Origin of the sequence: Pacificoceanicola algae (assembly GCF_049341065.1) — a bacterium.
Lineage (GTDB): Bacteria > Pseudomonadota > Alphaproteobacteria > Rhodobacterales > Rhodobacteraceae > Pacificoceanicola.
In genome coordinates this window covers 115042-127476 of sequence record NZ_JBMPIX010000006.1, presented here as the reverse complement: position 1 = coordinate 127476, position 12435 = coordinate 115042, and the positions used below count along the sequence as shown (strand labels likewise).

15 protein-coding genes are annotated in these 12435 nt (G+C 60.6%); 4 read left to right on the top strand and 11 right to left on the bottom strand.

Features of this window, described 5'->3' with window-relative positions:
* Positions 1 to 18: 18 nt before the first annotated feature.
* From ACOYQJ_RS11115 to ACOYQJ_RS11090, 6 genes are all read right to left on the bottom strand, one after another.
* Positions 19 to 996: a DUF2927 domain-containing protein gene (locus tag ACOYQJ_RS11115; protein WP_422906095.1), complete on the bottom strand. Its 978-nt coding sequence runs from the start codon at positions 994 to 996 to the stop codon at positions 19 to 21.
* A 2-nt stretch (positions 997 to 998) separates the two neighbouring features.
* Entirely contained in the window at positions 999 to 2198 is a 1200-nt protein-coding gene (locus ACOYQJ_RS11110) for a toxic anion resistance protein (protein ID WP_422906094.1), read from the bottom strand.
* Positions 2199 to 2223: 25 nt separating this feature from the next.
* Positions 2224 to 3120 (bottom strand): 5-bromo-4-chloroindolyl phosphate hydrolysis family protein, encoded by an 897-nt coding sequence (locus ACOYQJ_RS11105; RefSeq protein WP_422906093.1) that lies wholly within the window; start codon positions 3118 to 3120, stop codon positions 2224 to 2226.
* A gap of 174 nt (positions 3121 to 3294) precedes the next feature.
* On the bottom strand, positions 3295 to 4125 hold the full coding sequence (locus ACOYQJ_RS11100; protein WP_422906092.1) for a hypothetical protein: 831 nt from the start codon (positions 4123 to 4125) through the stop codon (positions 3295 to 3297).
* Between the two features lie 11 nt (positions 4126 to 4136).
* Positions 4137 to 4334 carry a hypothetical protein gene (locus ACOYQJ_RS11095; RefSeq protein ID WP_422906091.1) on the bottom strand — a complete coding sequence of 66 codons (198 nt, stop codon included), beginning with the start codon at positions 4332 to 4334 and terminating at the stop codon, positions 4137 to 4139.
* Positions 4335 to 4408: 74 nt separating this feature from the next.
* The gene (locus ACOYQJ_RS11090; protein ID WP_422906090.1) at positions 4409 to 5224 is read right to left on the bottom strand and encodes a pseudouridine synthase; all 816 of its coding nucleotides are present in this window, start codon (positions 5222 to 5224) and stop codon (positions 4409 to 4411) included.
* A gap of 85 nt (positions 5225 to 5309) precedes the next feature.
* On the opposite strand from ACOYQJ_RS11090, the gene ACOYQJ_RS11085 reads away from it, so the two are divergent.
* Together ACOYQJ_RS11085 and ACOYQJ_RS11080 are read left to right on the top strand one after the other, a co-directional pair.
* The gene (locus ACOYQJ_RS11085; protein ID WP_422906089.1) at positions 5310 to 5759 is read left to right on the top strand and encodes a nucleoside deaminase; all 450 of its coding nucleotides are present in this window, start codon (positions 5310 to 5312) and stop codon (positions 5757 to 5759) included.
* A gap of 1 nt (position 5760) precedes the next feature.
* Positions 5761 to 6327, top strand: coding sequence for an rRNA large subunit pseudouridine synthase E (locus tag ACOYQJ_RS11080; protein WP_422906088.1), 567 nt, complete (start codon positions 5761 to 5763; stop codon positions 6325 to 6327).
* A 7-nt stretch (positions 6328 to 6334) separates the two neighbouring features.
* Here the strand turns inward: ACOYQJ_RS11080 and hemF are convergent, their stop codons facing one another.
* Genes hemF through clpS form a run of 4 tightly spaced genes read right to left on the bottom strand, consistent with a single transcriptional unit; the run spans position 6335 to position 9443 of the window.
* Positions 6335 to 7225, bottom strand: a complete 891-nt coding sequence (hemF, locus tag ACOYQJ_RS11075; RefSeq protein WP_422906087.1) for an oxygen-dependent coproporphyrinogen oxidase — start codon at positions 7223 to 7225, stop codon at positions 6335 to 6337.
* 37 nt (positions 7226 to 7262) lie between these two features.
* Positions 7263 to 8063 carry an SDR family NAD(P)-dependent oxidoreductase gene (locus tag ACOYQJ_RS11070; RefSeq protein ID WP_422906086.1) on the bottom strand — a complete coding sequence of 267 codons (801 nt, stop codon included), beginning with the start codon at positions 8061 to 8063 and terminating at the stop codon, positions 7263 to 7265.
* Between the two features lie 42 nt (positions 8064 to 8105).
* Complete coding sequence (locus tag ACOYQJ_RS11065; protein WP_422906085.1) at positions 8106 to 9095, bottom strand: class I SAM-dependent methyltransferase; 990 nt, start codon at positions 9093 to 9095, stop codon at positions 8106 to 8108.
* An 18-nt stretch (positions 9096 to 9113) separates the two neighbouring features.
* Complete coding sequence (clpS, locus tag ACOYQJ_RS11060; RefSeq protein WP_422906280.1) at positions 9114 to 9443, bottom strand: ATP-dependent Clp protease adapter ClpS; 330 nt, start codon at positions 9441 to 9443, stop codon at positions 9114 to 9116.
* Between the two features lie 126 nt (positions 9444 to 9569).
* On the opposite strand from clpS, the gene ACOYQJ_RS11055 reads away from it, so the two are divergent.
* Positions 9570 to 10268 carry an HAD family hydrolase gene (locus ACOYQJ_RS11055; RefSeq protein WP_422906084.1) on the top strand — a complete coding sequence of 233 codons (699 nt, stop codon included), beginning with the start codon at positions 9570 to 9572 and terminating at the stop codon, positions 10266 to 10268.
* A gap of 249 nt (positions 10269 to 10517) precedes the next feature.
* On the top strand, positions 10518 to 12014 hold the full coding sequence (locus ACOYQJ_RS11050; protein ID WP_422906083.1) for a D-alanyl-D-alanine carboxypeptidase family protein: 1497 nt from the start codon (positions 10518 to 10520) through the stop codon (positions 12012 to 12014).
* Between the two features lie 162 nt (positions 12015 to 12176).
* On the opposite strand, the gene rpsU is transcribed toward ACOYQJ_RS11050, so the two are convergent.
* The gene (gene rpsU / locus ACOYQJ_RS11045) at positions 12177 to 12383 is read right to left on the bottom strand and encodes a 30S ribosomal protein S21 (protein ID WP_007118112.1); all 207 of its coding nucleotides are present in this window, start codon (positions 12381 to 12383) and stop codon (positions 12177 to 12179) included.
* Between the last annotated feature and the right edge of the window lie 52 nt (positions 12384 to 12435).

The following is a 12435-nucleotide window of genomic DNA, read 5'->3' as shown; positions in this document are numbered from 1 at the left end:
AGTAAACTCCTTTTGGTGTCAGCTTGCCCCGGCGCCCACCAGTTCGGTCGCTTTTTCGGCAACGATCGGGCGGGCATCGTCGGCGCCCATTCCGGGGCGCAAACGGGGATCATAAAGTATTTTCAGCAGCATTTCGTCATGCGTCGTCAGCAGTGCGAATTCGTCATCGTCGTTAAAGATCGACGGCCGCGCGCGCGGGTCATCATTGCCAAGGCCCAAGCCCTGCGCCACCTCTTCGTGGATGCAGGAGCGTCGCAAGAGATCCGGGTGTTCAGTGCGGATCACTGCGATTGCTTCACCATAATCATAGCCGTTCGGAGTGTCGGAAAAGGCGATCACAAGGCAGTGGATCGAGCGCGGAAGATTGTCGAACAGCTCCAGCGAGGACGGGTTCACATCCGGCACCAGCGCCCGGATACGCGGCTTGATCTGGGCCTTGTCGTCTTCGGACATGAACAAAACATGGAAATTCGCGCCACTGGTCGTCATGGAAATCGGGTGGCCGGTAATCCGGCCCAGTTTGTTGACGTATTCGGTCAACCAGCGGCGATCCTCGGCGATCTGATTGCGCGGCACACGCTCACCGAACTCCACTGAAACGCGGACCGGTTTCGTCCATTTCTTGATTGCCCCGATATCGCCGCGCGACGGGGTCAGCCCGGCGCCGCGTTCATATTCTTCGGCAAGCGCAATACGTTCGAAATTGCGCGCCAGCATGGTGTCGGTGAACTGCGTGTCCGGCCCGCCGCCATCGGTGCGCAGCAGCCCGCGCACCAGCAGATCATTCTGAATCCGGGCGTAGTAGCGCTGTAGGTTCAGACTGGCCGCCGAGGGTGTGGGCTCGGCAGGTTTCGACTTGGCTTGTCCCAACGACGCTGGCCGCGTTTGCGGCAAGACACTGGTTTTGCGCGGGGCGAGCGCTGTGCTGTCACAGGCCGCAAGGCCCATGATCGCAATGCCGGCGGCCAAGGCCACCGCTTTCCCGCCCCAGCGCATGCTCAGGAGGCCGGAACCGAGGTCGCGGCGTTGTCGCCAACCCCGTCCTTGCGCGCCTTGGCGCTGGCCAGGGTGTCGCGCAGTTCCGCTTCCATCTTTTTCAGCTCGGCCTCTGCTTCGGCACGGCGCTTTTTACCTTCGTCAGCGATTTGCAGGCTTTCCTGAATGGTCCCGATCAGATCGGCATTGGCCTGCTTGACGGCTTCGATGTCAAAGACGCCGCGCTCCATCTCTTCACGGATCATCTTGTTGCTGTCACGAAGATTCTTGGCGTTCGAGGTCAACAACTCGTTCGTGAGGTCGTTCGCGTCGCGCACAGCGGCAGCTGCTTCGGCGCTGCGCTGGATGGTCACCGCCTGCGCCAGTTGGGTTTCCCAAAGTGGCACAGTGTTCACGAGGGTCGAGTTGATTTTAGTCACCAGCGATTTGTCGTTTTCCTGAACCAGACGGATCGAAGGCAGTGACTGCATGGTGACTTGACGGGTCAGCTTCAGATCATGCACCCGGCGTTCCAGATCGTCACGTGCGGCGCGCAGATCGCGCAATTCCTGCGCTTTGATCATCTGATCGTTTTCGGCGGCGGCCTGCACTGCGGCTTCGGCGGCGGGGATATCTTTTGCGTCCAGCACTTTCAGCTTTTCCTCGCCTGCGGCGATATAAAGCGCCAGCTCGTCATAGAACTGAAGGGTCTTTTCGTAGAGCAGGTCCAGCGACTTGATGTCCTTGAGCAGCTTATGCTCGTGCTCCAGCAGGTTGTCCGTCACGCGGTCGATCTGCTCCTGCACTTCTTCGAAGCGCGCGGTGAACTTGGCAAAGGGGGCGGCGCGACCGATGAGCTTTTCCCACCAGCTGCGTTCGCGGCGCACGTCCAGCTCAGACACGCTGAAACCCCGGATTGTCGTGACAATGCCGCGCAGGCTGTCGCCCGCCGGGCCAACGTCCTTGTTGCGTACGTCGGTCAGCATCGCCTGACTGATTTCCTGCAATTCCGCCTGCGCAGCCGAGCCGAAGGACACGATCGACTGGGTGTCGTTCATGTCGATCTCGTCCATGCGGGTGCGGATTTCCTCGCCGACTTCTGCATTGGCGTCGGACAGTGCGACAACCGCGTTTGCCTCTGCCGGTTCGGGCAGGATGATGGCGTTGACTTCTTCGACTTCGGCCAGCGCGGCCTGCGCCTTTTGACGAACATTTTCGGACATGTGGTCCCCCGTTTTTAAACTTCACTCATCTCGGATCGAGATGCACACCCTCACGCTGCAGGCGGTCACGCAGCACGTCGATTTCAACTGTCAGGTCGGCGTTGTTGTCCAACAAGAGCTTTTGTGTCTTCTTGCTGAAAGTCTCTTCGAGATCGGTCAGCAACATCATGAAATCGGATTTCGCCTTGCGATCCTGCGACCGCGAATAGATGTCGGCGAACTTGATCGCCGCGTCCCGCGCGCCCATCAGGTAGACGCCCAAAAACTTGCGCGCGGCGGACAGATCGCGCGGGTCTTCCTCGACCGTGCGGGTCATCTCGCGGACCTTGACCTGAAAGCGTTCCACCCGCGCTTCGACCTGCCGGTCGCCAGCACGCTTGATGGCGTCGCTCATCGCAACGAGGTGCTTTTCAGCCTCATCGACAACACGCGCAACGCGGTCCTGCTGGAAGGTATCAACCCCCTCCATGCCCTTGTCCTTCAAAGGATCAATGCCAAAGGCGCCCAGATGCAGCACACCGGCAGCGCCGCCAAAGATCAACGGAGCCAGCAGCCCCGGCTCGCCTTTCCATGCAGCAATGCCTGCACCGATGGCGCAAAAAACGGCAGCAAAAATCTTGCGCGGAATGCCCGGGCGGCGGGCCACGCGGCGTTCGTCATAGGCGGCCTGCGCTTGCAGCCCATCGCGCAACAGCCATGCGCCCAGTAGCAGCGATGCCGCCCCCGCAAGACCAATGCCAAGCCCTACGGCACCATCGTTCAGTGACATGGCGGCCAGAATGATCGGCGGAATGAACAAGACGTTCGAGCGCGCGCCAACCGGATCCACCCGCGCGCCTTTGTACGCAGGCGTATCCGGGCGATCCTCGGGGGTGACGGTGCTGCCGTCCGGGCTGAATTTGCCGCCGTAACGCTGCGCCATACTCAAAGTCCCCCAAGCCAGCCGGTCACGACTCCGAAAAGAAGTACGATCAAAAGCACGTAGGTCACTTTTTGCAGGGTGGTTGTGGACATAATACCCCCGTCCAGAACATCATTGTCCAAAACTTAAGGGCAAAATGCTGCACTTGCTAGGGGGAAGTGGCGCAAGTCTTTCTCAGGCGGCGTTTTCCTGCGGCATCCGCCCAAGAAGCATATCTGCCTCCATGTCGAAAACGTCACGCCCGGATTTCACGCCACCGCGGCGGGCACGCTCTTCGAAGCTTTCGGCAAGAATCTTGACCTTGGCCACATAGCGCCGGCGCGCGAAAAAATAGTCTTCGCCATGCCATGCCTCTTCAAGGCGAGTGATCTCGGTGCTCAGGATCTCGATGAACTTGGCCATCGGCTTGCGCAGCCGGGTCAAGTCCCGCGCGTCCGACGAAAAGGCCCGCGCGATGCGTGTGGCCAGATCGCGGGCGGCATCTGTCTGCAAGGTCAGGTCGGCATCGCCAAGCTCCGCCACCCGTTCGGACAGTTCGATTAGTGTGTCCTCGGTCTGGACGAGATACTCGGCCGCTTCGATCCGGGCCAAAACCTCGGGATTGTCCAAACCCTTGTCCTGCAAAGGATCAATGCCAAAGGATGTCAGGCTAAGACCCAAGGCAACACCGCCAATCATCAGCGGGAAAATCAAGGTGTCATAATGCATTCCGGCAAGGATCATCACCATAACGCCGATCAAAAGCGATCCGATCACCTTGCGCGGAACGCGCGGTCTGTGCGCCACTTCGGCAGCATTATAGGCATCCTGAATCTTTTGACCGCTCGAGATCAGCCGCAATGCGACCGCGAACAGCAACATCTCGATCAGCGCCGTAACGATTCCCAACGTCGAATCCTGAAACAGCCAAAGCACCAGCGGAAAGGCCGCGAGAAACAGTATATTCAGGCCGGGGTCGATCGCCGCACCGCCAAGGTTGGTCAGGTTTTTGCGTTTTTGCGTCATGGGCAGCTCTGTCACATATAACTCAGTGCGAAGATCATGAGCCAGAGCGTCGCAAACGAGGCGCGTGGGATCAGTGCTCCCGCTTTGCGTGCGCGCTCAGTTGCGAGTGCAATCGTTTGGTAAGTATCTTGTGCCAACGTGCGCAGGCCGCAGATGACCAAAAGCACGGAAACCCCAAGAATCGCAAATGTTAGCAGCGTCATCATCATGCTTCAGAAGTCGCTGCGAATCCGGGCGAAAACGGGGCAAGGCTCGGGAAATTCGAAGAATAGTTAAGGCGGGGTTAAGACTTACCGCGCTTCGGAGGTCGATTGCGCTGGACCTTCGGCTTGGCTTTTGCGGTGCCCTCGGGGTTGCCCATTTCCAGCCCCAACTGGTCGCGCAGGATCTTGCGGCGCACTTCCTCGACTTCACCCGGCTTGAGCTGTCCAAGCTGAAACGGCCCATAGGACACCCGGATCAGCCGGTTCACCGTCAACCCGATGTCGCTCATGGCGCGCCGGATCTCGCGGTTCTTGCCTTCGCGAAGTCCGATGGTCAGCCAGGCATTTGCACCTTGCTGGCGGTCGATGCTGACCACCATCGGCAAGAACCTTTGGCCATCGACGACAAGCCCTTTGCGCAATGGCTCAAGCACGGCTTCAGTCGGGCGGCCGTTGACGCGCACACGGTATCGCCGTAGCCAACCGGTCGAGGGCAGCTCCAGCTTGCGCTTGACGCCGCCGTCATTGGTCAGCAGCAAAAGCCCTTCCGAGTTCAGGTCCAGCCGTCCCACGCTCATCACGCGCGGCATGTCGTCGGGCAGGTCGTCATAGATCGTCGGGCGGCCCTGTTCGTCCTTGTTGGTCGTCACAAGGCCGGTGGGCTTATGGTACAGCCACAGCTTGGGCTCTTCCGGCGCGTCCAGCGGTTTGCCGTCGACGACGATCTTGTCCTTGTCGGTCACGTTCAGCGCGGCACGGTCGATTACCTTGCCGTTGACCTCGACCCGGCCCGCTTCGATCATGCGTTCCACCTCGCGGCGGGATGCGACACCGGCGCGGGCAATAACCTTGGCGATGCGATCGCCGGGCGGGGGGGAGGAAGGGTTCTGAGCCATAGCGCCCCTCTACCGCAAATCCGGCCCCTGTCAAAGCAGATGTCAAAACCCTTGGGCTTCGGCGCGCGCTTTTGTATGAGGGGCCATGACATTCACCTCACATATGGACCGCGCTTTGGTGCAGGCCCGCGCTGCCGCCGACCGGGGCGAAGTGCCCGTTGGCGCCGTGATCGTCGGGCCTTTCGGCCGGGTCGTTGCCGAAGCCGGCAATCGCACCCGCGAATTGAACGACCCGACCGCCCATGCCGAAGTGCTGGCCATCCGCGCCGCCTGCGCCGCTTTGGGCAGCGAACGGCTGAGCGATCACGATCTTTATGTCACGCTGGAGCCGTGCCCGATGTGCGCCGCGGCCATCTCATTCGCCCGCATCCGCCGCCTTTACTACGGCGCATCTGACCCGAAATCCGGCGGTGTCGCCCATGGCGCCCGGATATTTGCCCATCCGCAATGCCACCACCGACCCGAGGTCTATGACGGCCTCGCCGAAGACCAGTCCGCCGCCTTGTTGCGCGATTTTTTCGAAGGCAGACGCTAAGATGGCACGCGTTGTATTGTTCAACAAACCCTTCGGCGTGCTGTCACAGTTCACCGACAAAAGCATGGAAGGCAGCCCGCGCCCAACCCTGTCCACCTACATCGACATGCCCGGGGTCTATCCGGCGGGGCGTCTGGACCGTGACAGCGAAGGGCTGATGGTGCTCACCGATGATGGCCGCCTCCAGTCGCGCATTTCCTCGCCCAAGTTCAAACAGCCGAAAACCTATCTGGTTCAGGTCGAAGGCACGCCGTCCAAGGATCAGCTTGCCGCCCTTCGCAAGGGTGTCACCCTCAAGGATGGTCCGACCCGCCCTGCCAAGGTTCAACAGATCGATGCACCCGCTTTGTGGGAGCGTGATCCGCCAGTGCGTTTTCGCAAATCCGTGCCGGATGCTTGGTTGCGCCTGACCATCACCGAAGGCCGCAACCGACAGGTGCGCCGGATGACGGCGCATGTCGGTCTGCCCTGCCTGCGGCTGGTGCGCTGGTCGGTGGGGGAATGGAGCCTTGACGGCCTCGCCCCCGGACAATCGCTTCTGTTGCCCGAGGGGCGCAGTTGGATCTAGGCCCAGCCTAGACCCATTTCGCCAGCGGCGGCAGGCTCATCAGCACGGCGTTGGCGTCATGCCCGGTGGCCAGACCGAACTTGGTTCCGCGGTCGTAGACAAGGTTGTACTCGGCATACAATCCTCGATGGATCAACTGCGTGTCCTTGTCCGCCTCGGAAAACGCCTGCACCCGCCTCTTTTCCACCAGTGGTACGTAGGCGGGCAGGAAGGCGCGGCCGATATCCTGCGTCAGGGCAAAGTCTTTTGACCAGTCGCCGCTGTTCTGATCGTCCATGAAGATGCCACCAACCCCGCGCGCACGGTTGCGATGGGGGATGTAGAAATACTCATCCGCCCAAGCTTTCAGGCGCGGATATTCGGCTTCGCCATGTGGGTCGAGATGGGCCTTTTGGGTGGCGTGGAAATGTGCCGTGTCTTCGTCGTATTCGATGCAGGGATTCAGGTCAGAGCCGCCGCCAAACCACCACGCGCCCGGCGTCCAGAACATCCGCGTGTTCATATGTACGGCGGGGCAATGCGGGTTTTGCATATGCGCGACAAGGCTGATGCCGCTGGCCCAAAATTGTGGATTCTCGGCGATCCCCGGAACGCCGCGCGCGGCCATGGCCTTTTGCGCCGCTTCGCCCAAGGTGCCGTAAACCGTCGAGACATTGACCCCGATCTTTTCGAAAACCCGGCCACCGCGCATCACGCTCATCAGGCCGCCGCCAGCGTCGCTGCCATCTTCGGACTGCCGTTTGGTTTCGGTAACCTCAAAACGCGCCGGGGTGGCATCCGAAAAGGGGCCCGTGTCGTGGCTGTCTTCAAGCCCTTCAAAACTGGCAACGATCTCATCGCGCAGCTGGCGGAACCAGGCGCTGGCCAGTTGCTTTTCGCTTTCCATGGCTCCTGACATGGGCCCCTCCGTTTTGGTTGTACTTCTCAGGCGCGCGTTAGTGCGCAGGTGCGTTCACAGGGTCCAGAAGGCTGCGCCCGCCGTCAACTGTCATCACCTGCCCGGTGACAAACCCCGAGGCCTCCGAGGCCAGAAAATGCACCGCTTCGGTCAGTTCACTTGGGGCCGCGATGCGCCCAAGTGGCGTGTGGTTCTCGATCTCTTTGCGATACTCGGAATGTTCCTTGAGCGAGTGCTTCAGGCTGGCGGACATGACCGAGCCGAAGGCCACGCCGTTCACCCGGATCCGGTGCGGCGCAAGTGCCACCGACAGCGCTCGGGTCATTTGGTCCAGCGCGGCGCAGGATATCGAATACCCCAAAAGGTCCGGGTGCGTCAGCCGCGCGGCGATGGACGACAGGTTGACGATCGAGCCGACATGTCCGCCTTCTTGGCCCTCGGCTTGTTTGATCATCCGCTTGGCCACAACCTGGCTAAGCCGCAGCGATGTCATCAGGTTCTGCGACAACATCTGCTCGACCGAGCCGTCGTCCAGATCCAGTGGGTCCGAGACCAACATCTGCCGGGAGCCGTTCACCAGAATATCAACACGGTCAAAGGCATCCAGCGTGGCGGACAGAAGGTTGGCCATGGTCAGGCGTTCGCGAAGGTCGCCGGCAAAGTAACGAATGTTACCGTCTTCGCAGACCTCGCCACATTCCTTGACCAACCGGGTTTCGTCCATATCGGCAAAGACCACGTTGGCGCCTTTGTCGACAAAGTGCCGAGCGATGGCCAGTCCAACGCCATTGGCGGCGCCGGTCACGATTGCGGTCTTGCCTTCGATGCTGAAACTCATGGGGAAATCCCTTTCTTCAGGGTCAGGTCGGGCGAGGATCTGTCATCGCCGTTTGCGCAGAGGACGCGCGGCATGGAGGATCTTGAACTTGGTATTGCCGGTGATCTCGGAGTGGTCGCGGAACAGATGCGTCAGCGCAGTTTCATAGGGCAAATGCCGGTTGGCAACCATCCAGAGCTGCCCATGCGGCGCCAGCATCCCGGCGGCGGCGCTCACAAAGGCCTGCCCCAGCTTGGGATCGGCCTTACGTCCGACGTGAAAGGGCGGGTTCATGATGACCACGTCCAACCCGCGCGCGGCCTTCCATTTGGTGGCATCGGCCCAGTGAAACACCGCCCGCGGGTCGGTGACATTGATCTTGGCGCAATCCAGCGCTGTCAGTTCGGCCTCGACCAGATGCAAAGTCTTGATGCCATCGCGCTTGAGGATTTCGCGCGACAGCCATCCCCAGCCTGCGCCCAGATCGGCGGCTTCGCCCTTGAGCGTGTCGGGCAGAGCTTCGGCAAGCGCGACCGAGGCCGGGTCTGGCCCATCGGCGGAAAACACGCCGGGGGCGGTCATGTCGCCACTGGCGTTGCGCGCCATGGCAGGTCGGGCCCAGTCGCTCAGAGCGTCGGCTGCGGTGAACCACAGGCATTTGCCGTGCGCCTTGGAAATCTGACCTTCGATGCTGACCTTGGCCTTCAGCGCCTTGGCAATCGACTCGATCCCGTCAGTCTTGGCGCCATTCACCACGACCAACCCGCCCTTCGCGGCGGCTTCAGCGCGGGAGATCCAGGCCTCGGCCAGATCGCGGGCGCGAGGCAGGGTGACAATCACGGCGCCATAGGACGCTTCAAGTGCGGTGCGCAGGGGCGCGCCCTGCGCTTCCCATGCGTCTACCTCGGGGCGGAACGTCTGGATTACCTCACAACGGTCTGCCTCAAACGGCAGGCCCTCTTCGGCCAAGGCGCCGACAAGCGCGATGCGCCCCTCGGCGGGCAGGGTCAAACCGCCATTCTGAATGGCGAAACTGAGGCGTTCAACGCTCATGACGGGACGGGCGAGGCCCTATTCCTTTTCCATGGTGCATTGCAGCGGGTGCTGATGGCGCCGGGCAAAGTCCATCACCTGCCCCACTTTGGTCTCGGCTATTTCGTGGCTGAACACGCCAACCACGGCAACGCCTTTCTTGTGAACCGTCAGCATGACCTCGAAAGCCTGCGCATGTGTCATGCCGAAGAAGCGCTCCAACACGTGCACGACGAATTCCATCGGCGTGAAATCGTCGTTCAACAGCAGAACCTTGTAGAGCGGCGGGCGTTTTGTCTTGGGCTTGGTCTGAAGCACAACGCCCAGATCTCCCTCCCCGTCGCCGGGTTGGTCACTGTTGCCGGCCATAACAAAGGTCCGGGATATTTGGGCCTGCATCATTACGTCTGCCACGCTTTTGCGTTCCATCATCAGGGGCCTCTATATAACCTGTCAGGCGTCCGGGAAAAGGGGGCCAAGCCTGAGGGGGGCAGAATGGCGCAAAAATTGCAAACAATTGGCTTCGATGCGGATGATACGCTCTGGCATAACGAACGATTTTTTCATCTGACGCAGCAGCGATTCGCCGAACTGTTGGCCGATCACGCCGAGCGCGCGCATCTGGATGCCCGGCTGCTGGAGGCCGAGCGGCGCAATATCGGGCACTATGGCTTTGGCGTGAAGGGGTTTACCCTGTCGATGATCGAAACCGCCATCGAGGTGACCGAGGGGCGGGTCCCCGCCACGGTGATTACGCAGTTGCTGGAGGCCGGGCGCGACATGTTGGATCATCCGATGGAGCTGCTGCCCCACGCACGGCAGGCCGTCGCGGCGGTGGCCGAGACTCATCACCTTGTACTGATCACCAAGGGTGACTTGCTGCATCAGGAACGCAAACTGGCGCAATCGGGGCTGGGAGAGTTGTTTGACGCGGTCGAGATCGTCTCGGACAAACGCGCGGCGACCTATGCGCGGATTTTCAGCGGAACCCCCGGCGGCGCCCCAGGGGCGATGATGGTGGGGAATTCGATGAAATCCGATGTGATCCCGGCGATCGAGGTTGGCGGATGGGGCGTTTTCGTTCCGCACGATCTGGCGTGGGACCTGGAACATGCCGAGGCGCCGGACGCCCCGCGCTATCGAGCATTGGATGACCTGTCCGGGCTGGCCGATTTGGTCGAGAAAATCGGCTGAGGACTCCGGGATTTCGCGCCGAAACCCCCGCCACATTTTCGCCATATTTTGCCACATTCCCGCCACAATCGCCGGTCTTGGGGATGCGTGAACCTCCACCCCTAAATGTGCTTTGCGGCGTTAACTAAAATCACCGGAAATCAAGCCATTGCGGGGTTCTCTTGAAGCACCTTTCATGCTAGCATTACAGTAACCAAAAAATTAGCCCACCGAAAAATCGGGGGCCAGAGGCAGTATAATAGGCGGAACATGCAGACGGGACGTCGCAGGCACACGGGTCGTATTGGCCTGTATTTCATTACGTTGATTTGGCTTATCCTGTTGGTGCCGCTCAGCGCCATGGCAGCACCCTATGCGGCCTTGGTGATGGATGCGAAAACCGGCAAGGTTTTGCACGCCAGCAATGCAGATACGCGTCTGCATCCGGCGTCGCTGACCAAGATGATGACTCTCTACATCGCATTTGAGGCCGTAGAAAACGGCGAGATTACGATGGACACCCTTGTGAAAGTCTCTCGCAATGCCGCCTCGGAGCCGCCTTCCAAACTGGGCCTGCGCGAAGGGCAAAAGATCAAGCTGCGCTATCTGGTGCGCGCCGCCGCCGTAAAATCCGCAAACGATGCCGCCACCGCCATTGGCGAAGCGATCAGTGGGTCTGAAGCCGCCTTTGCCCGCCGGATGAACCGTACGGCCAAGGCGTTGGGCATGACCCGCACCACCTTTCGCAACGCCAATGGCCTGACCGAAAATGGCCATCTGTCAACGGCCCGCGACATGAGCATCCTCGGGCGGCACGTCATTTACGACTACCCACAGTATTATAACCTGTTTTCGCGCATCACGGCTGATGCGGGCGTGCGCACCGTAAGCCACACCAACCGCCGTCTGCTGAGCAGCTACAAAGGCGCCGATGGAATCAAGACCGGATATACCCGCGCAGCTGGCTTCAACCTTGTTGCCTCGGCCGAGCGTGGAAACGAGCGGATCATTGCGACGGTCTTTGGCGGGCGGTCGACCGCGTCACGCAATGCCAAGGTGGCAGAACTGCTCGATCTGGGCTTTCGTCGCAGCTCTGGCGGATCTTTCCGGTCACCTCAAAAGCCGCCTTACATGGGTAAGGGGGGCGGAGATGTCGTCGTGGCGAAGGGCAGTGACCCGGCCCCGGGCACCCGTGCGAAATCCATTCGCGTGGCCAGCGCCGCAGTGACTCGCAGTTTGCGCCCGCAGGCGCGCCGGAACGAATCTGGCGTCACCGCGGACGACATCGCGCCCTTGGTTGCGGGCCTCGAGGACGACATTGAAAATATGTTGAAAGAGGTCCAGACCGTCGCCGCTGTGGCACCCACCAAGCCCGATTTGCCAACCGCCAAGACGATCAGCGTTGCGCCAGCTGAGTCGATCAAACCGACGCCCCGGCCGGAAAATGTCGTCCTGGCCGCGAATGCCCCGAAGGAAGTCGCAACGCCTGCGCTCAAGGCAGAGGTGATAACGCGCCTGTCGACCTCGGGCGGGCGGCATTGGGGTGTGAACGTGGGCCGCTATCCCAGCCGGTTCGCGGCTGAAAAGGTTTTGCTCAAGACGGCATTGACGGAAACCGCGACGCTTGACGGCGCGCTGCGCAAGGTCAATCAGGGCAACCGCGGATTCGATGCCAATTTCATGGGGCTGACCCGCGATCAGGCAGATCTGGCCTGTCGGCGCCTTCAGGCGCGGCAGATCACCTGCTTTATGATTGGGCCAAGCTGACTTTGTTCGAGTTTGGAAAAGCAAAAAGCCGATGGGTCTGCCATCGGCTTTTTTGTTTGCGTTGGAAAACCGCCCCCAAGAAATGACAAACCCCCGAAAGGCAGGTGCCCCGGGGGTCGTCGTGTGACTTCAGTGGATAAAGTCGATCATGCGATGGGTGACTTACATCATACCTTCGCGCTGGGCCTTTTTACGGGCAAGCTTACGGGCGCGGCGGATAGCCTCGGCCTTCTCGCGGGCTTTCTTTTCCGACGGTTTTTCGAAATGCTGCTTGAGCTTCATCTCGCGGAAAACGCCTTCGCGTTGGAGCTTTTTCTTCAGAGCACGAAGTGCCTGATCGACGTTGTTATCACGAACACTGACCTGCATGTGGTTGTCACCACCTTTCTGGATAGAGTTGCAAGGATTTGCAGGAAGTGGC